The sequence below is a fragment of the Akkermansia sp. N21169 genome (assembly GCF_029854675.1).
GTDB lineage: Bacteria > Verrucomicrobiota > Verrucomicrobiia > Verrucomicrobiales > Akkermansiaceae > Akkermansia.
This window is the reverse complement of sequence record NZ_JARWNC010000026.1, coordinates 33,176-53,768: the sequence shown is the minus strand read 5'-3', so window position 1 is coordinate 53,768 and position 20,593 is coordinate 33,176. Positions and strand designations below refer to the sequence as shown.

Sequence of the window (20,593 nt, the reverse complement as noted above, 5' to 3'; positions counted from 1 at the left end):
ACAATTATTCCCTGACGGACACGTACACCAAGGGCCGCCAGAACATGTTCCGAAGCTGGCTGATTTCCGACAGCCGCATGGAATTCCTGACCCGCTTGAATTCCGTCTCCCAGGACCTGGGGCAGGATCGCGCCGACCGGGGACGCAAAATCCTTCTTCTCGGCGAAGGGACTCTGGGACTGCGTGCCGACCGCAAGGACGAAATCTATGCCGGGCTCGTGCAGGTGGACGACTCCACCAACGTCATGCTCGACACGGTCTCCAAGAAAAACTCCCGGACGGTCAAAAACATCGCCTGGTGGGTCAGTGCGGAAAACCAGAAAGCGAGAATCAACCTGCCTGCCTACAAGGACAGGCTCCGCCAGGATGTGGACAAACTGAGGGCGACATGGAACACCCCTCCCCCGGACAATTCCTCCATCCGGGAACTCGCCTCGCTCAACAGCACCCTTTCCACCGACGGAGGCAATGCCTACGATGAACAGGTATCCCGCCTGATTACGCGCGGCACCGTCCTGCTGCAGGCCCGCAATTCCCGCGACATTCCCAGCCTCTTCCACGATGTGTCCCTGTATGCTTCCGGCCTGCAGACGGACTCCAAGTTCGGCGGGTTGAAGAAGGACATGAACATCATGATGTCCCAGAAGGAAGTCCCCGACGAATTCCGGACAAACAGTCATGACGTCGGCCTGCGCCCGTACAACAATGAAGACGGCAATGCGGCCGTCACCGTGCGTCCGATCGCGTCGTGGCCGCAATTCTATTACTGGTCCAACATCTGGGACGGAGCGACGGTGCGCAACGGCCAGGACGCCTCGGCGACACTGAAGTGGGACGGCAAAAGGCCCTATACGCTAGTTGCGGCCGATGCCGAAGCGGTATCGACGATGATGAACAACCGCTACACGTACATGCGCAATCCCATCATGCTGCGACAGTACAACTTCATCGGCTATACCTTTACCCAGTGGGGTGATGCTACAGGCGGGGTTGGCTCCAGCGACGCGGGATTCGTTATTCCCTGTGCTTTCATTACCCCCGTAAGCGTGTGGTGGAACCCATACAACGTGAGCATGAAGTTCGAAGGTGCCAACGGAGAACCTTTCGGAACCTATGTCAATGCGGAACACTTCCTGCCTCTGAAGTCCGCTTATAATTTCTATACCGACTTCGACCACTGCTATTCAAAAGGCCAGTCCTCCTACGTGGACGATTCTCTTCTGTCAAACTATTACGACAGTTCCTACACATCCTATTTCAAAGGTCCCGGAGGTTTCGGTTATCAGGGTTCCGTCCAAAGGCCTCTGGCCGACTATGGCAGTTCCCTGCGCCAGAAAGTCGACATGTCCGTCTCCGGGGATCCGGACAAAGGGGATGTATCATTTCTGGAACCAGGGGAAATCATTATGTATTCCCAACCCGGCTCGGAACGGGGTATTTGGCCTCCGACTTACAACGGCGGCGAAGTCTTCGATAGCCGGGCTCCCCATCCCGCGCAGGCTAAAGCCAAGAATAAAGACATCCGAGTTGACAACTATCCACTCAAGGAAGGATGGTCCGAAGACCTCTATCAGGTAACGGCCTATGGCTGGAGTTTCGTGTGGTGCGGTATCCGTTTCGACTCACTCTATGGCAGCACTTCCTTCCCGACTTTCCCGCAGCCGAATTCTCCTCAATCACATACCTATCGCAAAGCCAAAGTGGACTTTGTGCCCAAGGCCAAGGATTTAACCGTCCAGCCCCGTAACTCCGTGCTCTCCCAAGTGTACACGGACGAAGGAAAGGCTTCCGGTGAAATGAATGCCTATGTCAGTATTGCCGGTCTCTTCGATCAGGATGAAATAGGCAAGGAATACGAACTGACTCAGCAAAGCGGTGGAGCCATGGGCGACATGCCCGATTCTTTCGCCAAAAAAATGCCGGCCTTCTACAACTTGAACTGGGGTGTCTGGGAAGAACCCCTGATTCAGGAGATCAAATTCCCGCACGAACTATACAGGGACAGGGATAACCCGGAAAATCCCTACGACAACAAAGACGCCTCCACTATTGTCAATCGTCCCGGCTACGGTTATCGCAAATATCACGGATGCTGTGGCGTCGGAGCTGAAAAATATGATTTCGTGGCCTATTACGGCATTTCCGTCAAATGGAGCCAGACTCCCCTCGTCGGTACCTATCCGGAAAACAAGGACTACCGCACCAAAATCTGGCAACACTCCTCGCCTCTCTTCTGGGGCAACCAGATGGTCGCCGCCAGCGATTTGTCCCGTACCTACAGCCCGTACCAGTTCGAAGTCAAGCACCACAACGACCCGGAAGGATTTGCTCCGATTTCCATTTCCAACGTTCTGAACAACGACGGAACGCGCCTCACGACCTTCGGAGGCCCCGGTGCCGAACAAATCAACAAGATCTCCGCCACGGAAATCCCCATTCATCCGCCCTACTCCATTGCCGGATTTGCCGGCGCCCGCCTGACCCCCGGCTGGTACACCCAGGGCAATGATTCCCCGGCGACTATTGCAAAACGGTTCTCCTACCAGTCCGGCGTTCCCGGAATCGGTATTGGCAACTCGTTTGCCGACCCCATGATTCCAGGCAACCGGGTATTTGTTCACAGCGAAATCTCGGGAGACAAGGAACTCGGAGATTTCTGGGATCACGCCCTGATGGCCAACGACGGCGTCTGGGACTCCTGGTTCGCTTCTTCCATCTCCAACCGTCCCTCTCAGATTGGCAATGGCGGAGGCAAAGAAGAATTCACCGACGTCCTCCAAAACGTGCTCAGCGATAAAAAAGACACCACCGCCAACGTCAACTCTCTGGAAGTCCTGCCCAATTCACGGTTCTCCCTGAACCCCGGTGCTTCCAAGGTTGAAGACGTCATCAGTGAACTGAGCGATTCTGACGGCTACAAGAAAGTGGCCAAGTATGTCAGCGTCGAAGGCGCTTTCAATGTGAACTCTACATCCATGAAAGCGTGGAAGTCCGTCATCAAGGGGCTCAGGGACCGCCAGTTGCTTTTCAATTCCTCATCCAATGGAATCACTCCACTCAGCCAGGATAAAAACACGGCCTACTTCTCCCGTTTCGGCGTAGCCAGCAGCGATCAGTCCCATGTGGACGATTACGGCAGCATTGGCATTACCAACGGGTTGACCGATGGTGTCGCCCAGGCATGGTCCGACCTTCGCAAGCTTGATGAGAGAACGCTCGACAGCTTGACGGAAAACCTCGTTGCCGAAGTCAAGAAGCGCGGCCCGTTCCTCAACATGGCCGAGTTCGTTAACCGGCGTCTCACATCCGGAGACCTCGGGTTGAAGGGCGCCATCCAGGCGGCCATCGACAACACGGGCATCAACTCCGTCTTCGACCAGGTGCAAAGCTCCGTCCTGAATCCCTCCGCCCCCTATCCGAACCCGGAGGCCGCGCGCGGCAACGTGTTTACGGGAGCACCCGGCTACCTGATCCAGTCCGACATTCTGGCCGTGCTGGGCAACATCCTGACGACGCGGGACGATACGTTCACCATCCGGGCGTACGGGGAACTGACGACCAAATCCGGCAAGAGCATCCTCTCCCGCGCCTGGTGTGAAGCCGTCGTCAAACGCGGAGTGGACTATGTCGATCCGACGGATGCTCCCGAAACCCCGGCCTATCAGCCCAACACAAGCACGGGTTCACTGGAAAAAACACAGTTAAGCAATATAAATCGTGCATTCGGACGGAAATTCGATATTATATCGTTCCGTTGGCTCTCCCCGGAAGAAGTCTGATGCATTTGAAGGGATGGCCCAACGCACATATATACAATCGACTAGATTCCATGAAAAAGATTGTCACAGCCATCCTTTTAGCTTTTACGGTTCCCTGTATCACCCTGGCTCAGACTCCGGCACCGGCTTCATCAAGAAGCACCGGCGGTACCCCGGCAGCTCAACCGGCAGCCGGGAATTCCCAAAATCCCAAACAGAATCCGAATGCCAAGCAAGAAGGTCCAACCATCATCAAACCTCCTGCAGGTCTGACAACGGGTATCCGTTTCGTCTTCGGCATGCCCAATAGCAACCTGAACAAGGCTCTCATGCCAATCAACAAAGACGTCTTCGTCGAAGTTCCTATGCGCTTCGGCCTACCGGCAGCGCGCGTTCCTTTCCCCGAAGACAGGGTCATCCGTTTCTATGAGGACATTCCGACCAAGGAAAACAAGCTTCAACCATTCTTCAAGGCGGAAATTCCGGCCAATATTTCCGGAAAGATTCTGGGAGTTTTCTGTTTCTCGGGCAAGCAAATGCTTCTGAGCTATATTGAAGAAAAAGATTGCCAGCCGGGCATGACGATCATCAAGAACATGACCTCAACGCCTTACCTGCTCATCGTTCCGCAGGCTCCTTCCGGGGAAAAAGACAGAATGCTGATGGCCGGCAATCAGGAATGGAAGTTTGGTCAAAGCCTCCCCAAGGCCAACCGCACCCTGCCCATGGAAATCCGCAAGGAACTTACTCTCAAGAATGGCCAGAAACAGTGGTTCATCGAACGTAAAATGATCCTGAAAACGGACAAAATCTGCGGCAATCTCATTTTGATCCTTCCCAATCCTGCCGGCAACAGTATTTTGATGCAGTCCATTACCATCTACAAAGACTGACCAGTCCCTTCCAGTTTCGTCACAAAACCCGGTCCGGTTTGTCCGGTCCGGGTTTTTTTGTTATTCTGGGACCGAAAATAATGCATCCCGATCACGAACGGGAACAAAGGATTGCCAACAGATTGGAAATTTGAGAAGCTCAACGCGGCTTCTTGCCATTTCATACCGGTTCAAGCCACATTCCGCCATGATGCATGCAACGACAACAGGCAAAGATGGACTGCGGGTTTTGATTACAGCCGCCAGCACAGTCATCATCATTGCCGGCCTCCAGGCAGGACAGGATATTATCCTTCCCATTATTCTGGCGTCTTTCCTGGCCGTCATCAGTTACCCCGTTACCCAGTTCCTGCGTGACAAATGCCGCCTTCCCCACTGGCTGTCCGTCCTCCTGACCGTCGTCATCGATTTTGGATTCCTCACCGGCATCGGATTCCTCGTCAATTATCTGGCCAAGGATCTCACCACCATCGTCATCACCAAGTACAATGTCGTCCTCCAGGAAAAGTTCGCGGAGATCATCGATTTCCTGCGCCGTCATGATCTGGACACCCAGGCGTCCAAAGTGATGGAAGTCCTCACGGAAATGCTGGACGGGAAGCGCATCGTGGACTGGAGCACCATGCTGATGAGCAAAGCCGCCACTATTCTCACCGTCACCACGCTTGTCCTGATCCTGATGACCTTCTTCCTGGGAGAAGCTCCGCGTTTCCGTTCCAACATCCGCAAAATGGCCCAGGCAAACAGCCCGGGTGTCATCCAATTCACCAAAACCCTCGCCGGTATCCAGAAATACCTGGTTATTAAGACGTTCATCAGCATTCTGACAGGTATCTGCGCATGGATTCTCTGTGCCTCGGTCGGGGTAGATCTTCCCTTGCTCTGGGCAATTGTCGCCTTTGCTCTCAATTACATCCCGACATTCGGATCCATTGTCGCAGCCGTACCTCCCATCATGCTGGCAGCCCTGACGCTCGGCACCACCGATACGTTCATCGTCGCCGGAGGCTATCTTGGCATGAACATGCTGCTGGGCCAGGTTCTTGAACCGATGCTCCTCGGCAAACAATTCGGCATAGCCACAAGCGTTGTCCTGCTTTCCGTCGTCTTCTGGGGTTGGATGTGGGGACCTCTCGGCATGCTCCTGGCCGTTCCCATCTCCATGCTCCTCAAGCTGGGGCTGGAAAGTTCCGACGATCTCCGATGGATCGCCCATATCATCGACAATCCTCCTAAAGCCCGCAAGCTGCCCCGCCTGCAGGATCTGCCGCCAACCATCAAAAAAAGAACCTAAGACACATTCGAATATGCACGCATTCGCCTACCGAAACGGAACCCTGTGTTGCGAGGGAGTCAACCTCGAAACACTCGCCGCACAAACAGGGACCCCTCTCTACGTGTACAGCAAGCAGACCATTCTGGATCACTTCACACGGCTCAAAGAAGCCCTCGCACCGCTGAATGCCGAAATCGAATTTGCAGTCAAGGCCTGTTCGAACATAGCCATCCTGAATCTGATGGCCCAACATGGCGCCGGTTTCGACATCGTCTCCGGCGGAGAACTCTTCCGTATCATCAAAGCCGGAGGAGATCCCAAAAAGTGTACCTACGCAGGAATCGGTAAAACCGAACAGGAAATCCGTTACTCGCTGGAACAGAAAATCTACTGCTTCAACGTCGAATCGGAAGCCGAAATGCGCGCAATTGACGAAATCGCACGCGGCATGGGCACCATCGCCCCCGTTTCCATCCGCGTCAACCCGAACGTAGAAGCCGGCACGCACAAATACATCACCACCGGCAAATCGGAAAACAAATTCGGCATCGACTTCGAACGGATTGAAGAGCTCTACGAACGCGCCTCCCGCGAGTTGCCCAACATCCGCCTCAAAGGCCTGCAAATGCACATCGGCTCCCAGCTGACCCAGGCAGCCCCCTTCGTGGAAGCCGTCGCTAAAGTAGCCCCCCTTGCAGCCCGACTGAAGGAACGCCACGGTATCGAATTCCTGTCCATCGGAGGCGGGGTTGGCATCGTCTACCAGGACTCTCTGGAATCCGGAGGAAAAGAATGGTGGGACGAATCCCCCGAGCAGCTCACGATCAAGACATATGCGGATTCCATCATCCCCCTGCTCCAGCCTCTCGGACTGCACATCATCGTCGAACCCGGCCGCGTCATCGTCGGAAATGCAGGAGCCCTCATCACCCGATGCCTGTACGAAAAAACCGGGAAAGCCAAGACATTCAAGGTCATTGATGTCGGCATGAACGACCTCATCCGTCCCGCTCTCTATCAAGGGTATCACCAGATCGTTCCCGTTACGGAACACGCCGGAAACGACACCATTGTTGCCGACGTCGTCGGCCCCATCTGCGAATCCGGCGATTTCATGGCTCAAAACCGTGAAGTAGCCAATATCCATCAGGGAGAACTCCTGGCCATCCTGTCCGCCGGAGCCTACGGTTTTTCCATGGCTTCCAATTACAACTCACGTCCGATGCCTGAGGAAGTCCTCGTCGACGGCGATTCATGGCATACCATACGCCACCGGCAAAGCTGGGACGACCTCATTGCCGGAGAATCCATCCCCCAGGTATAAATCCCACTTCTACGGCAGGACTGACCGACTTCAGCCTTGCCGTTGCCCATATAAACACTAACATCCACAACACTATGCCAATCGCCACTCCTGCGCAATACAGCAAGATCCTCGAAACGGCCAAAAAGGAAGGCTATGCCCTCCCCGCCGTTAACGTTACGACCATCGAAGTCATCAATGGCGCCCTCCGCGCCTTCTCCGAAGCCAAGTCCGACGGTATCATCCAGGTTTCCATCGGCGGCGGCAAGTTCGCTTCCGGTTCCGCCGTCGGCAACTCCGCCCTCGGTGCCATCGTCCTGGCGGAAGCCACCTACCGCCTCGCCGAAAAGTACGACGTTTTCGTCGGTCTTCACACCGACCACTGCCAGCCCGAACACGTCGACACCTTCCTGCGTCCCCTCATTGCAGAATCCCGCCGCCGCGTTTCCGCCGGTCTTCCTCCGCTTTTCACGTCCCACATGCTGGATGCCTCCACCTTGCCCATGGCAGAGAACCTGGAGCTTTCCAAGAGCCTTCTCAAGGAATGCGCCGAACTCGGCATTATTCTTGAAATCGAAATCGGCGTCGTCGGCGGCGAAGAAGACGGAGTGGACAATTCCGGCCACCCTGCCGACAAGCTGTACACCTCCCCCGAAGACATGCTGCAAACCTATGAAGCCCTTGCCCCCATCGGCAAGTTCATGCTCGCCGCCACCTTCGGCAATGTTCACGGCGTGTACAAGCCCGGTCACGTCAAATTGAAGCCCAGCATCCTTCGCGACGGACAAGACGTCGTTGCCGCCAAACACGGCGAGGATGCACGCATGCTACTCGTTTTCCACGGCGGTTCCGGTTCCGAGCTTAAGGATATCCGCGAAGCCATTTCCTACGGCGTGGTCAAGATGAACATCGACACCGACACCCAATACGCCTTCTCCAAGCCTATCGTCTTCCACATGTGCGAAAAGATCGAAGGCATGCTCAAGATCGATGGCGAAGTCGGCAACAAGAAAGATTACGATCCCCGTTCCTACCTCAAGAAGGGAGAAATGGGCATTTGCGATCGCCTCAAGAGTGCTTGCGAAGACCTGCTCTCCACAGGTAAAACCCTCTGCGGCAAGATCTAATCCGCCAAACGGAGATCCCCGTTTTTCATCCCCAACCGGTTCGCTGAAAGGCGGACCGGTTTTTTTTATGATTCTCCTTCGTCGAAACGATACGTTTTCCCGTAGCGCTTGTGGTGGCTGGTCCGCCCGCCCCGGACTTGTCTGAACGGATTAAACAAATCGTCCAAGCCATTGGCACGCAGAAACCAGCATTGTTCCATCAACAACCCCAGTTTCCCTTTGGGAAACCCCTTGGCCTTGAACCACGTCAGGTATTCGATGGGGACATCCATCAGCGGACACCCCTTCGGCGGGTATTTCGCCGGACCATACATCCCGAAAGGCATATGCATGGCTGCAATTTCTTCCACCAGCTTTCTCAGATCCTCGCCATTGGGAATATTGTCATTCATCGCCTAGTTTCTTGTAAAACTCACACAGGATATCCGCAAGCAAAATCGGTTGTTCGGCAGGCACCCGATGCCCTGAACCGGGCACGAGAACAAGCCCGTCTCCGGCAACCTCTCTCCCCAGCCTGGAAAACTTGGGATCCTTCTCCCCGCACACCCACAACCAGGGGATTTCCAATTGCCGGAGATTCTGCCGGAAATCTTCCTGCATCCCTAATGACCAATCTACAAATCCCCGGGCAATACTCCTCTTCCATGACGAAAGAGCCGGTTGCTCCTCCCTCTTATTTCCCCGCAAAACTCCCTGCTCATGCCAGGAGGTCATCACATCATTCCAGGGTATCTCCAGGCATTTGACAGCCCATTCCGCATCGGAGGCACGACGGATGGAACGCTCATCGTCGCTCTGGAGCCCGGGATGGGTACTGACAAACACTGCACCCGCCCACAACTCCGGATGCCGGCACACGGCATGTAACCCCAAACGCCCTCCCAGAGAATATCCGCATAAAACTGGTCTGTGATCCTGAGACGAAATCTCCGCGGCTATGAGATCTCCCGCCTCTGTCAAAGTTTTGGGACAACACGCCAGCAACTTCCACAAATTCAAAGAACGCGAGGCCACCCCCATGCCTTGCAACGCCTTGGAGACTGGTCCCCAGTCGCCCGGAAGCCCCATATTGCCATGAAGAAACCAGATCATAACCGGACAATTCATAAGGCAATTCATCACAAAATCCAAGCAAGAAGCGATGCGGACAAAATTGACACTTGAAAACCTACGATTATCTCCTTACTTTTTTAACCTATTCAAGAGTTTTCAGTTATGAAACATTTCCTGAATCAAAGCCCTATCATCAATGTACTCTTCGTTTGCATGGGAAATATCTGCCGTTCCCCCGCAGCGGAAATCATTTTCCGCAACATGGTGGATAAAAACCAGATGAACGAACAGATTCATACCGATTCCGCAGGAACTATCGGTTACCACGAAGGCTCCCCTCCCGACTCGCGCATGCTCAAAACCCTCGCGAACCACGGTTACAGCATTTTTCCCCACCGCGCACGCAAGATCAAACCTGAAGATCTGGAACAATTCGACCTCATCCTAACCATGGACGGAGACAATTTTACCGATGTCCGGGCCATGGACAAATTGAAGCGCTTCCGGGATAAAATCATTCCCATGTGTAAATTTGTCAGTAATAAATTCCGCGACACCGAAGTCCCCGACCCCTATTACGGCGGACAGTCAGGCTTCGATCATGTTGTTGAACTCTTGGAAGATGCTTGTTCCAATCTCCTTAAATCGGTCAAGAGTACCATCGCCAAACACAACACGGCCATCTCGGAATAAAATACTCCTCTCTGGGACATTCCCTCCTTGACAGCATCCCCGGAAGCGTTCTTATGCCCTCCGGGGATTTTCATGCCAACAGTCGGAGGAGCCGGGGCATAATTCCCATGCCGTGTGCCTATGGCTCTCTCGCCCACTACGCTGGTAAACAACAAAGCCATCTCCCTTGATTATCAAGGAAGATGGCTTTGGAAAAAATGAATCGGAATCCGATTATTTGCCGAGCTTGGGCTTGCCGCCCTGGCGACGGATCGAAGCGCCGAAACGCTTCTGGAACTTGTCGATGCGGCCTTCGGTATCGACAAACTGGTTCTTACCCGTGAAGAAAGGGTGGGAATCGGAGGTAATACCGCAGGTGATCACGAAGTGTTCCACACCATCAATCACTTCCGTCTTGGAGGAACGGGCAGTGGAACGGGTGATAAAACGGCGGCCGGTAGAGATGTCAACAAAAACGACCGGATTATATTTGGGATGAATATCTGCTTTCATGATGAATAGGATATGTATTGCGTTTCCAACGCAATGAGGTGGAGATGGAAATATGGTGATTTTTCGTTCATTGTCAAGGGTGCATTCATCAATTCGCAGATTGGATAATACGAACAGCTCGCACTACATACCGACTTTACAAAAAACCATGACAGTGCACCTCCTTGCATGCAGCCCCGATCGTCCGGACGATAGAGGGCATACTATCTATGTTCCTTCAATCGGCAACCCTCACCCGTTTTTCAGCAAGGCTCGCTCTTTCAGGATTGATCATCCCGATTATAGCCGTTGCCTGGAGCGCCGCATTCAAGACGATTTACGATGTATTTCTGATCACCGGCGATGAATACGGTTTCATTTTGCCGTTTCATGGGGGGCTGCCCTGTTGCGCAACAAACTGAATCCGGCAACATCAACACTTGCCGTCGATGCGGAACTCACCCCCAGGGCATATCGTCTCCTGTGCAAACTGTTCCCGGTCGGAAGCATCCTCGCATTCGGCACCTCCGGCTTCCTGCTCCTGTTTCGGCTAGGTGTCGGCATATTCCCATTTCTTTTTCCTTCCGGCCTTTTTGGTCTGGCGCTCCTGGCACGATACCTCTTCTCAATCGCCAAACGGGATTTCCGTCCATCTATTTTGGGAGAATCCATCTACGCAGGCATCGTCCTTGCTTTTGCCACAGCAACTCCTGCCTACTTCGAGAAAATGAGCGGCTACGCCAATGATTTCATGATCAGTGCGCCAGTCTGGTACACAGGTATCTACTTCAGCCTCATCCTGACTCTCTCCTTGCCACCCCGGCTTTCCTCTGGTCTGAAGGAACTCGCTCGCGGAACTTTAATGATTATTCCCGCCCTGGTTCTGATCCTCTACGGAAAGCCCTGGATATTTTAGATCCTCATTCCACCCCTTTCAGAGCCTGGGAAATAGCCGGAAAGAGTTGTTTTTTGCGGCTCACCACGCCTTTGGCAGAAAAGAGATTGTCGTCTAAACGTTTGAATTCCAGCTTATCCAACACATCGGGATCTCCTACTGCCAGCAAAAGGGAATCGTGCGTACTGATGTCCGTCACCAGAAGGCAGGCAAGCCTGTACTTTTCTTTTACCTGCAATTCCTCCAAAGCTTTTTGAAGTTGATGTCGTACGGCATCAAATCCGTATACTCCAACTTCCTCTACCTGGGAAATACTGATGCGGAACCCGAATTCTACGAATTCCTTGCGGTCCGCCTGGATGATGTCGACCGCCGAGGAATCCTTTGATCTCAACAAGGAACCGGTCGAGAAGAATTCCTCCGTAAATTTCTGCGGATCAATCCCGGAAATCGGCATTAGCCATTCCATCATCAGACGATCGACGCTCGTCGTCGTCGGAGACGTCAGATTGATCGTATCCGACAAAATCCCCGCACACAGGCACAAGGCGACATTCGGCTCCGGCTCCTCGTCCCGATGGAAAAACCGGCGAGCCACCAGCGTCGATGTCGAACCGACAGGCTCATTCAGGAACCTGATGGGATCGCGTGTCGATACCTGGGAACCGAGGCGGTGATGATCCATCACTTCGACGATTTCCGCCTCTTCTACTCCATCTACCGCCTGGCTGAATTCGTTGTGATCCACCAAAGCCAAACGCATACGAGGAGGATCAACCAAATCCGTCTTGGAAACAACTCCGACCACCTTGTTGCTGATCTTATCAAGCACAGGAAACAAAGGCTGGCGGCTCTGCACGGCTAGCTGGCGCATTTGAGACAGGGGAAGGCCGGAGGTGAACGTTACAAAGTCACGGTGCACGACATCGTGGACACGCCGCGAACAGCGAATCAACTGGCCGACACTCGCCGTATCCCACGGCGTGCTGAGAATGCATGTACCGGAATCCTGGGCTTCCTCCCGAATATCGGCCGTTGGGTGGGCATCCGCCGTAATAACGAGTGCTCTCACTCCGTTCTCCACAGCAAAAAGCTGCACGTTCGGACGGTCGCCGCAAATCACGCACAACTTGTGAATCAGCCCCTTCCTCTTGTAGTTGGCAAGTCGGGAACGCACGCTGGGTTCACTGGATGCACCGACCAGAAGGAAGAGTTCCTCATCTTCCGTACTCAGTGTTTCGCCGGTCAGGCAGCGGGCATTGATCGTCTTGGCGATGTTGTCCAGGCTGGCAACGACGGAGCGCACGCTGTCATCACTCAACTGTTTGGGGAGCAGTAGATTCAACAGATCCAGATACCGGATCAACCCGTGCAGTTTACCCTGTTCATCAATAACGGGGATGGAACTCAGGTTGTTCTCCGTCATCCTCTTGTAAGTCGTCAGGAACGTATCGCCGGGCAGGACGGAAATAATGTTTCTGTGGCAAATGGATTCTGCCGTCGGCGTTGCATCCCGAATCAAAACGGGCTGGGGAAGTTGTGCCTGCTCCAATACCCAGGCCGTACGCTGGGTCACTTCCCCGCATCGGGCGGCAACGGCATCGGGATAACCATGGCGTCGCAAAAAGGAAGCATTCCCAATTGCAGAACAGATGGAGTCCGTATCGGGGTTCTTATGGCCAATGACGTATAAAGGGCCGATGTTTCGTTCATTCATCATGCGCGTATCAATCCAGTTTAAATCTGATGGGAGCTATAATTTGTGAAGCAATGGGAATACCGCCACGGACTGCGGGACGAAACGACCAGTTGTTTCTCACCCATTCCAGAGCAGCACGATCCAACGAAGCATATCCGCTGGACTCCGAAAGGGAAACCCCCGATACGGAACCGCATTCATCCACGGAAATCAACACCTTGACAACACCCACTTGCCCCGCACTACGGGCCGAAGCCGGATAGGGAGGCAACGAGGCTTCCAGAGCCTGCGGCGCGGATGTAGAAGCTTCTGGATTTCCCGGAGCTCCGCCCAAAACCGTTTTCGGACGGACACGGGGACGGAGATTGCTCCGTTTCACCACCTGAGGATTACTCATCAGCGTTCCCGTATCCGCATCGTCGAACACATCATGGGAAGCCGCCAGCTCTCCGGCAGTCCAGGCCAGATCGGGCATGTCAGGCGACAAATTCAGCACTTGTCTGGGCGCCTCCGTCCTGATAATCGGAGGCAATGCCGGCAAGACCCGTGAAATCACTGTCTTTTGGGCAATGTTCTCTTCCTGCGAAACGGGATCCGGGTCTGCCATACTGACGGAAAACGGCCCATGCATCCCCAGAAGTCCCGATTCATGGTACCGGTACAACGCCAACACGCACCCGAGAGCTACCGGTACGCCTAAAGCGACCAGAGCCGCGTAAACCAGTGCGGATTTTGCCGGTTTATGGGGTTTCAGCTTCTGCCTGGGGAGGCGATATGGCTCCAAATTCAACTTCACGGTATTCCAACAGGAGTGTAACATCGAATTCCACAATGGCAAATTTTACCATTACCTGCTGACATTCACTCACCTTGTAATCCGCGAAAAAGCCCTTGCGCGAATTCTTTTCTCGTTTATTGTCCATAAACGTGCCACGCACCTACCAAGACATACTTGCCAGCCGCATCGCCGGACTTCCGGAGAATACCGATTCTTTTCGCGTCATAGACGGAGAAGCAGACGGTTACCCGAACCTGTTCATTGATCGGTTCGGGGACAGGACTCTCATCTCCACTCGTGACCGCGACATTCCGCACCAGCTTCTCCAGCAGATTGTTTCCGAAGCAGGGCCGGTTTATCACAAACGCCTAGACCAGGACGATAAACAACCGCCCGTTCCCATCGCCCACGCCGGAGATTCCACTCCTCTCCAATTCCACATCGTCGAACAGGGCGTCCGATTCCTCATCGACATGGGAGCCGGCTATTCCCAGGGTATCTTCCTCGATCAACGAGACAACCGGCGACGTGTCCGCCAGGCATGCCGTCCCGGTATGCGCATCCTCAACACATTCGCCTACACGGGAGCATTTTCCGTGTATGCCGCCCTTGGCGGAGCCATCACGACGACGCTGGATCTCGCCCAACCCTGTCTCGACTGGGCCCGGCAAAACTTTCTCCTTAATGCTCTAGAACCCGACGAACATTATTTCTGCAAGGGAGACGCGCTCCACTGGCTTGACCGTTTCGCCAAACAGCAGCGTACTTTCCACGGCATCATCCTGGACCCTCCTACTTTTTCCCGCGACAAAAACGGAAAAGTCTTCCGTGTCGAGTGCCACTACGGAGACCTCGTTTCCAAAGCCATAGCCTGTCTGGAACCCGGCGGATGGCTCCTCTGCTCCACCAATTGCCGCAAACTCAGCCACCGGGACTTCCGGATTATGGTAGCCTCCGCCGCTCCCGGTGCCGACTTGAGGCATGACCCCATGCCCTTCGATTTTCCCGGAGAAGACTACCTCAAATGCCTCTTCGTCCAATTCTAACACCATTCCGATCCTCCTTCGCCATCATGAAACATCACCTTCGCATCACCCGGAGCCTATCAACCGGCCTTCTCGTCGCCACAATCCTTTGCTGTTCCAATGCTTTCGGAAAAATATGGGGACCGCTCTCACTAGGTATGGATCGCAACACCCTTGATGCCACTCTCCGCTCGGATCCCGCCTTCGAACCACCCGGAGAAATGACCGTCATGGGCTCTTCCTCGGAAAACGATCGATTCGTCACAAGAAAAACGTTCTACGGAGACCTATGCGAACTCTCTTTCCGCTTCGGCAGCGACGATCTCCTCAATGCCGTTTCCTTCTACTCAAAAACGGGTTTCGAACCCAGCCTGTACAACAGCCGCTTCAAAGCCCGGTACAAAAACCTTTTCATGTCTGTTTCCGACCGATACGGGCTACCGCTCAACTGCCCCGACTGGCCCTCTCCGGAGCGCATGAAACCCAATCGCGTCCTCTTTCTCCACACCTGGCACATCGGTACCAAGGAATCCATCATGACCGGCATCATGCGAGATACCGAAAACAAGTGTTACGTCGTAACGACCTTCGTCTCCGGTAAAATCCGTCCCCCCCAGAATAACCCGAAAGCCATCAAAGCCTGGGACGCCGTCCCCGAATTCTTCGATCTTATCAAAGCCGATGCCCTGAACGCCAAGGGCATGGCTGCCCTCGCCGCAAAAAACGGCAAAGCAGCCATTCCGCTCTTCGAGGAAGCCGCCCAATTCGGCTCATCCCGTGCCTTATGGGCTCTCGGCCAAATCTATGCCGGAGGCAAAGGCATCCCCGCCGACAAGGAAAAATCCCAACAATACTACCGCCAGGCTGCCGAAAAAGGATTTGCTCTCGCTGCGGTCCTGATTGACAAAAATTTCGATGCTGCCATGAAGGAACTGGAAGTTTTCCCGGAAGATGCCAAAGCCCTGCTCTCCACTTGCCAACGTGCTGCCGCTGAAGGGAGCGTAGCCGAGCAATTCAACATCGGCATCATGTACAAAAACGGATACGGCCTCACCAAAGACCCCAAGAAAGCGACCCGATGGCTCTCGGCTGCTGCTGCAAAAGGGGATGGACAAGCTGCTGCAGCCCTCAAAACCATCAAATAGCCCCCTGTGACATTCACCTCTGCACACGCCCTTCGTGCTTGCAGACATTCGCTTTCATTTTATCCTGATTTCACTCATGAGCACTTATTCCGACCAACTCGTGCGTTACAATGACCTTGGAATCTCTCTCGACTTCTCCAAGCTGCCTCTGACGCCAGATTTCCTCTCTTCCATGGGTGACAAAATCACCCGTGCTTTCAATGCCATCGATGACCTCGAAGCCGGCAAGATCGCCAATCCGGACGAAAACCGCATGGTCGGTCACTACTGGTTGCGAAACTCCGACCTCGCTCCCACCCCCGAGATCAAAACTCAGATCGACGATGTGTACACCGACGTCCTCGAATTCGCCCACGACATCCTCGACGGTACCATCCGTCCCCCGCAGGGAGGTTTCTACACAACCGCCCTCGTCATCGGTATCGGTGGTTCCGCTCTCGGGCCGGAACTGATCGCCGACGCCCTCCCCGGAGTTGGACTGGATATGTACTTCCTCGACAACACTGATCCCGACGGTATGTACGCCGTCTTGGAAAGACTTCCGTTGGAAGAAACCCTCGTCGTCGTCATCTCCAAATCCGGCGGCACACCTGAAACACGCAACGGCATGCTTGTGACCCAGGACTTCTTCCGCATTTGCGAACTCGACTTCGCACAACAGGCCGTCGCCGTCACCGGCACCGGTTCCAAGCTCGACAAGACAGCCAAAGCCGAAGGCTGGCTCCGGCGTTTTCCGATGGAAGACTGGGTCGGAGGCCGTACTTCCGTCACTTCCGTTGTCGGACTCGTTCCCGCCGCCCTTCAGGGTATCGATGTCGAAGAACTGCTCGAAGGAGCCGCGCTCATGGACAGCCGCACACGCATCCACAATGTTGCAGACAACGCCGCCATGAAGCTTGCCCTCGCCTGGTACAAAGCTACCAACGGCAAAGGAGAAAAAGATATGGTCGTCCTTCCCTACAAGGATTCCCTCGTCCTTTTTTCCAAATACCTCCAGCAGCTCATCATGGAGTCCATCGGCAAGAAGGAAGACCTCGACGGCAATGTCGTCCATCAGGGACTGACCGTATACGGCAACAAGGGCTCCACCGACCAGCACGCCTACGTCCAGCAACTCCGCGACGGCATCGCCAACTTCTTCGTCACCTTCATCGAAGTGCGCCAAGCCATGACTGATTTCGTGGAAGTCGATCCCGGAGTCACTGCCGGAGACTATCTCCAGGGCTTCCTGCGCGGTTCCCGCCAGGCCCTTGCAGAATCCGGACGCGCTTCCATCACGATCTCCATTCCCACCGTCTCTCCGCTGACGATCGGCATGCTCATTGCCCTCTTCGAACGAGCCGTCTCTTTCTACGCCTCTCTCGTCAACATCAACGCCTACCATCAGCCCGGCGTCGAAGCAGGCAAGAAAGCCGCCACAACCTTCCTCAACCTTCTCACCAAGGTGCGCCAATCCCTCTCGGAAACACCGGAAACCGCCGCTGCCATCGCAGCCCGCATTGGTGAAGACGAAGAAGCCGTTTACCATTGCCTCATCCATATCGGCGAATCCGACGACAATGCAGAAATGAACTGGGGTGCTACTGCCGATCAAGATACCTTCCGTAAACTTTCCGACGAAGAACTCGAAGAGGAAGACGACGAGATCACCATCATCGAAGACTGACCTGTCTTCTCCCGATCGATTGATCATTCCCAACCGAAAAGAGGCACCCTCGCCGGGTGCCTCTTTTCATGCCTGGAAATAACCATAGGCTCAATCTTTCATAGCCACCTTAACAACCATACTATCGCTCAATCGACTTCATCACGGCTTCCACAATGGGAGAATATCCGAATTTCATACTGGCCTGATGCAGAAAACCAGCGGCAATCATCCGTTCAGCCTCGGCTTGGGGAATACCGCGGGAAAGGAGGTAAAATACTTCTTCCGGGTCTATGGAGGAAGTAGCCGTACCATGGGAACAACGGACGCCGTCAGCAAGAATCTCAAGCCCCGGCAGAGAATCGGATTCCGCCGCATCACTCAGCAAAAGATTGCGGTTGCTTTGGTAGGCATCCGTACCATGGGCTCCCTCTTCGACGCGAATCATGCCGGCAAAAACATTACGGGAAGCCCCCCGGAGAACGGTCTTGTACATCAAATTACTACCGGAACCGGGAGTCAGATGAGCTTGGTGGGTACGCTGATCCAACACGCAATGGCCGTCCAGGGAAGCCACAGACATGAGTTCCGCCCAGGCATCGCTGCCTAACATGCGACTGGTAAGTTCCTGGCGCGTCCAGAGAGCGCCGGAATGAGCAGAAAGATGTTCCACACGTGCATTGTCTCGCAAATCGGCCTGTCCCACTTCCAAAGCCGAACCCAGCGTTGTCATCTGTTGCAGCAAGGCATAGCGAACGAAGGATGACGGCGCAGTTTCGATGCGTTGCACGCCGACGGCAAGCTGAGGGACATAGCCGGAACCGACATGGCGCTCCAAAAGATTGATCGAGGAAGCTTCCCCGGCCAGGACGAGAGTATACGGGAAGATAGCGGCGGATTCGCCCTCAACGCGCCAGATGATTTCCACGGGCGTTTCGACGCATACGCCGGGACGCACCTTCACCACGACGGCCTCCGTCATCATCGCACGATTCCAGGCAACGCAGGGAGCAGAGCCAAGAGCCGCAACTTCCCTGCCCAGCCAGTCACGGGCTTCGGCTTCATCAGAGGCAATCCAGCGCTCCAGGGAAAGAATCTCCAAGCCGTCGGGAAGTACACCTTCAACCCCTGACCAGATGCCATTGAGAATTTCCACGGTAACAGCATCTTCCAGCAACCGGCCAGAACTCCCGTAGTTCTCCCTCGGCACGGCCGGGACAAAAGCGGAAAAATCGGCTCCCTTGCGAGCACCAAAGCGCCACTGTTCATCAAGGCGGATGGGAACAGGCAAGGCTTCATAGGCAGCCTGGGCAGCCAGGACCTGTTCTGAAAACCATTGAGGACGGATAGCGGTCTGTGTTGTTGCGGGATCGGTCATTTTGCTTCCTTATCCAATGCTGTCTTCCATTTCCATATCGATCAGGCGACGAAGCTCCACGGAATATTCCATGGGAAATTCCTGCACCAGATCATTAATGAATCCATTAACGGCCAGCGACATGGCGGCCGCACGCGGAATACCGCGCTGTTCCATGTAAAAGAGCATCTCCTCCGACACCTGGGACACGGAGGCCTCATGCTGGACAGCATGGCTGTCCCCATGAACGGTAATGGCCGGATAGGTATCCGTACGACTGTTGGCATGGAGCAGGAGAGCATCGCACTCCGTACTGTTCCGGCATCCCTTCAACCCCTTGGCAACGCTGACAAGGCCACGGTAGCTGGCACGCCCTTCGCCGATGCTGATGGATTTGGCAACGATGTTGGATGTCGTTTCATCCGCGACGTGGATCATCTTCGCTCCGGTATCCTGATGCTGCCCGGTGTTAGCGAGGGAAATGGAGATCACTTCCCCTCTGGCCTTGCGCCCCTTGAGGATGACGCAGGGGTACTTCATCGTCAGGCCAGACCCAATATTGCAGTCAATCCAGCGGATTTCAGCCCCTTCATGGGCAATGCCGCGCTGGGTGACGAGGTTGAAAATGTTGGATGCCCAGTTTTGGACGGTCACGTACTGGATTTTGGCGTGAGGCATGGCGACGAGTTCGACGACACCCGAGTGCAGGGTAGAGGTATCGAACTGAGGCGCCGTACAGCCCTCCATATACATCAGCTCGGCACCTTCGTCGGCGATGATCAGCGTACGTTCGAACTGACCGAAATCGCGAGAATTAATGCGGAAGTAGGCCTGTAAGGGGTGTTTCAGCTTCACACCCTTGGGGATGTAAATGAAGGAGCCGCCAGAGAAAGCCGCGCTGTTGAGGGCGGAGTATTTGCTGTCCCCCGTCGGAATCACCTTGCCAAACCAGGGACGGAAGATGTGTTCATACTCCGTCAAACCCTCCGTCGGATTCACGAAAATGACACCCTGCTCGCGCAATTCCTCGCGCATGCTGGAATAGGCGGACTCGGAATCGTACTGGGCATCGACACCAGCCAAAAATTTACGCTCCTGTTCCGGGACGCCGAGGCGCTCGAAAGTCCGCTTCACATCGTCGGGCACTTCATCCCAGCTTCGCTTGGATTCCGAGCCGTGGGAAAGATAATAGCGTATCTTGTCGAAATCGAGTTCCTCAAGCTGGTGGGTGGCCCAGTGCGTCGGCAGGGGTTTGCTTTCAAAGACCTCCAACGCCTTCAGCCGGAACTCGCGGATCCAGTCCGGTTCCCCTTTGACATCGGAAATGTAATTGACCACATCGCGCGTCAGGCCGAAACCAGCATCGAATTTGTGGCTTTCCGGGAAGTGGAAATCTCCCTTGTTCCTGTCGATGTCCTGCAGAATTCCGTTGTCAGAAACGGATGATGATGTTGAATCGCTCATTTCGTATGGCC

Annotated in this window: 18 protein-coding genes; 11 read left to right on the top strand and 7 right to left on the bottom strand. The window is 54.5% G+C overall.

All coding sequences use genetic code 11. The annotated features are described in order from the left end of the window. The 5 genes from QET40_RS01770 to fbaA form a co-directional block, all read left to right on the top strand. On the top strand, positions 1-3,779 hold a 3,779-nt coding region (locus QET40_RS01770), incomplete at its 5' end, for a hypothetical protein (protein ID WP_345783038.1). Positions 3,780-3,829: 50 nt separating this feature from the next. Continuing rightward, positions 3,830-4,651 carry a hypothetical protein gene (locus QET40_RS01765; RefSeq protein WP_280125453.1) on the top strand — a complete coding sequence of 274 codons (822 nt, stop codon included), beginning with the start codon at positions 3,830-3,832 and terminating at the stop codon, positions 4,649-4,651. 187 nt (positions 4,652-4,838) lie between these two features. Continuing rightward, complete coding sequence (locus QET40_RS01760; RefSeq protein ID WP_280125452.1) at positions 4,839-5,945, top strand: AI-2E family transporter; 1,107 nt, start codon at positions 4,839-4,841, stop codon at positions 5,943-5,945. A gap of 13 nt (positions 5,946-5,958) precedes the next feature. Beyond that, the gene (gene lysA, locus QET40_RS01755; protein ID WP_280125451.1) at positions 5,959-7,251 is read left to right on the top strand and encodes a diaminopimelate decarboxylase; all 1,293 of its coding nucleotides are present in this window, start codon (positions 5,959-5,961) and stop codon (positions 7,249-7,251) included. Positions 7,252-7,325: 74 nt separating this feature from the next. Beyond that, positions 7,326-8,357, top strand: coding sequence for a class II fructose-bisphosphate aldolase (gene fbaA / locus QET40_RS01750; RefSeq protein ID WP_280125450.1), 1,032 nt, complete (start codon positions 7,326-7,328; stop codon positions 8,355-8,357). Positions 8,358-8,422: 65 nt separating this feature from the next. Here the strand turns inward: fbaA and QET40_RS01745 are convergent, their stop codons facing one another. After that, positions 8,423-8,749, bottom strand: a complete 327-nt coding sequence (locus tag QET40_RS01745) for a DUF3820 family protein (protein ID WP_280125449.1) — start codon at positions 8,747-8,749, stop codon at positions 8,423-8,425. Beyond that, positions 8,742-9,449 carry an alpha/beta fold hydrolase gene (locus QET40_RS01740; protein ID WP_280125448.1) on the bottom strand — a complete coding sequence of 236 codons (708 nt, stop codon included), beginning with the start codon at positions 9,447-9,449 and terminating at the stop codon, positions 8,742-8,744. Before QET40_RS01740 ends, QET40_RS01745 begins: the two co-directional genes overlap by 8 nt. Positions 9,450-9,602: 153 nt before the next feature. Between QET40_RS01740 and QET40_RS01735 the strand changes: the two genes are divergently transcribed. Then, positions 9,603-10,103, top strand: a complete 501-nt coding sequence (locus tag QET40_RS01735; RefSeq protein ID WP_345783039.1) for a low molecular weight protein-tyrosine-phosphatase — start codon at positions 9,603-9,605, stop codon at positions 10,101-10,103. Between the two features lie 213 nt (positions 10,104-10,316). On the opposite strand, the gene QET40_RS01730 is transcribed toward QET40_RS01735, so the two are convergent. Further along, entirely contained in the window at positions 10,317-10,595 is a 279-nt protein-coding gene (locus tag QET40_RS01730; RefSeq protein ID WP_280125446.1) for a type B 50S ribosomal protein L31, read from the bottom strand. Between the two features lie 209 nt (positions 10,596-10,804). Here QET40_RS01730 and QET40_RS01725 point away from each other — a divergent pair, with 209 nt between their 5' ends. Together QET40_RS01725 and QET40_RS01720 are read left to right on the top strand one after the other, a co-directional pair. Beyond that, positions 10,805-10,996 (top strand): hypothetical protein, encoded by a 192-nt coding sequence (locus QET40_RS01725; RefSeq protein ID WP_280125445.1) that lies wholly within the window; start codon positions 10,805-10,807, stop codon positions 10,994-10,996. Beyond that, complete coding sequence (locus QET40_RS01720) at positions 10,981-11,490, top strand: hypothetical protein (protein ID WP_280125444.1); 510 nt, start codon at positions 10,981-10,983, stop codon at positions 11,488-11,490. The genes QET40_RS01725 and QET40_RS01720 overlap by 16 nt, the downstream gene beginning before the upstream one ends. 4 nt (positions 11,491-11,494) lie before the next feature. On the opposite strand, the gene QET40_RS01715 is transcribed toward QET40_RS01720, so the two are convergent. After that, a complete protein-coding gene (locus tag QET40_RS01715) occupies positions 11,495-13,189 on the bottom strand; it encodes a putative manganese-dependent inorganic diphosphatase (protein WP_280125443.1) in 1,695 nt (564 codons plus the stop codon). A gap of 7 nt (positions 13,190-13,196) precedes the next feature. Continuing rightward, positions 13,197-13,964, bottom strand: a complete 768-nt coding sequence (locus tag QET40_RS01710) for an energy transducer TonB (protein WP_280125442.1) — start codon at positions 13,962-13,964, stop codon at positions 13,197-13,199. Positions 13,965-14,095: 131 nt separating this feature from the next. Between QET40_RS01710 and QET40_RS01705 the strand changes: the two genes are divergently transcribed. From QET40_RS01705 to QET40_RS01695, 3 genes are all read left to right on the top strand, one after another. Further along, complete coding sequence (locus QET40_RS01705) at positions 14,096-14,992, top strand: class I SAM-dependent methyltransferase (protein WP_280125441.1); 897 nt, start codon at positions 14,096-14,098, stop codon at positions 14,990-14,992. Between the two features lie 26 nt (positions 14,993-15,018). Next, complete coding sequence (locus QET40_RS01700; RefSeq protein WP_280125440.1) at positions 15,019-16,116, top strand: tetratricopeptide repeat protein; 1,098 nt, start codon at positions 15,019-15,021, stop codon at positions 16,114-16,116. A gap of 76 nt (positions 16,117-16,192) precedes the next feature. Beyond that, the gene (locus tag QET40_RS01695; RefSeq protein WP_280125439.1) at positions 16,193-17,782 is read left to right on the top strand and encodes a glucose-6-phosphate isomerase; all 1,590 of its coding nucleotides are present in this window, start codon (positions 16,193-16,195) and stop codon (positions 17,780-17,782) included. A 121-nt stretch (positions 17,783-17,903) separates the two neighbouring features. On the opposite strand, the gene QET40_RS01690 is transcribed toward QET40_RS01695, so the two are convergent. Both QET40_RS01690 and sufB read right to left on the bottom strand, forming a co-directional pair. Further along, a complete protein-coding gene (locus tag QET40_RS01690; protein WP_280125438.1) occupies positions 17,904-19,139 on the bottom strand; it encodes a SufD family Fe-S cluster assembly protein in 1,236 nt (411 codons plus the stop codon). Positions 19,140-19,148: 9 nt separating this feature from the next. After that, a complete protein-coding gene (gene sufB, locus QET40_RS01685; protein WP_280125437.1) occupies positions 19,149-20,582 on the bottom strand; it encodes a Fe-S cluster assembly protein SufB in 1,434 nt (477 codons plus the stop codon). Positions 20,583-20,593: the final 11 nt, after the last annotated feature.

What these genes read in the sequence shown, in the direction of transcription:
- fbaA (WP_280125450.1), top strand. Translation starts at nt 7,326, where the DNA reads ATGCCAATCGCCACTCCTGCGCAATACAGCAAGATCCTCGAAACGGCC.
- sufB (WP_280125437.1), bottom strand. Translation starts at nt 20,582, where the DNA reads ATGAGCGATTCAACATCATCATCCGTTTCTGACAACGGAATTCTGCAG.
- QET40_RS01700 (WP_280125440.1), top strand. Translation starts at nt 15,019, where the DNA reads ATGAAACATCACCTTCGCATCACCCGGAGCCTATCAACCGGCCTTCTC.
- QET40_RS01745 (WP_280125449.1), bottom strand. Translation starts at nt 8,749, where the DNA reads ATGAATGACAATATTCCCAATGGCGAGGATCTGAGAAAGCTGGTGGAA.
- QET40_RS01695 (WP_280125439.1), top strand. Translation starts at nt 16,193, where the DNA reads ATGAGCACTTATTCCGACCAACTCGTGCGTTACAATGACCTTGGAATC.
- QET40_RS01690 (WP_280125438.1), bottom strand. Translation starts at nt 19,139, where the DNA reads ATGACCGATCCCGCAACAACACAGACCGCTATCCGTCCTCAATGGTTT.
- QET40_RS01730 (WP_280125446.1), bottom strand. Translation starts at nt 10,595, where the DNA reads ATGAAAGCAGATATTCATCCCAAATATAATCCGGTCGTTTTTGTTGAC.
- lysA (WP_280125451.1), top strand. Translation starts at nt 5,959, where the DNA reads ATGCACGCATTCGCCTACCGAAACGGAACCCTGTGTTGCGAGGGAGTC.
- QET40_RS01760 (WP_280125452.1), top strand. Translation starts at nt 4,839, where the DNA reads ATGATGCATGCAACGACAACAGGCAAAGATGGACTGCGGGTTTTGATT.
- QET40_RS01765 (WP_280125453.1), top strand. Translation starts at nt 3,830, where the DNA reads ATGAAAAAGATTGTCACAGCCATCCTTTTAGCTTTTACGGTTCCCTGT.
- QET40_RS01740 (WP_280125448.1), bottom strand. Translation starts at nt 9,449, where the DNA reads ATGATCTGGTTTCTTCATGGCAATATGGGGCTTCCGGGCGACTGGGGA.
- QET40_RS01725 (WP_280125445.1), top strand. Translation starts at nt 10,805, where the DNA reads ATGTTCCTTCAATCGGCAACCCTCACCCGTTTTTCAGCAAGGCTCGCT.
- QET40_RS01715 (WP_280125443.1), bottom strand. Translation starts at nt 13,189, where the DNA reads ATGATGAATGAACGAAACATCGGCCCTTTATACGTCATTGGCCATAAG.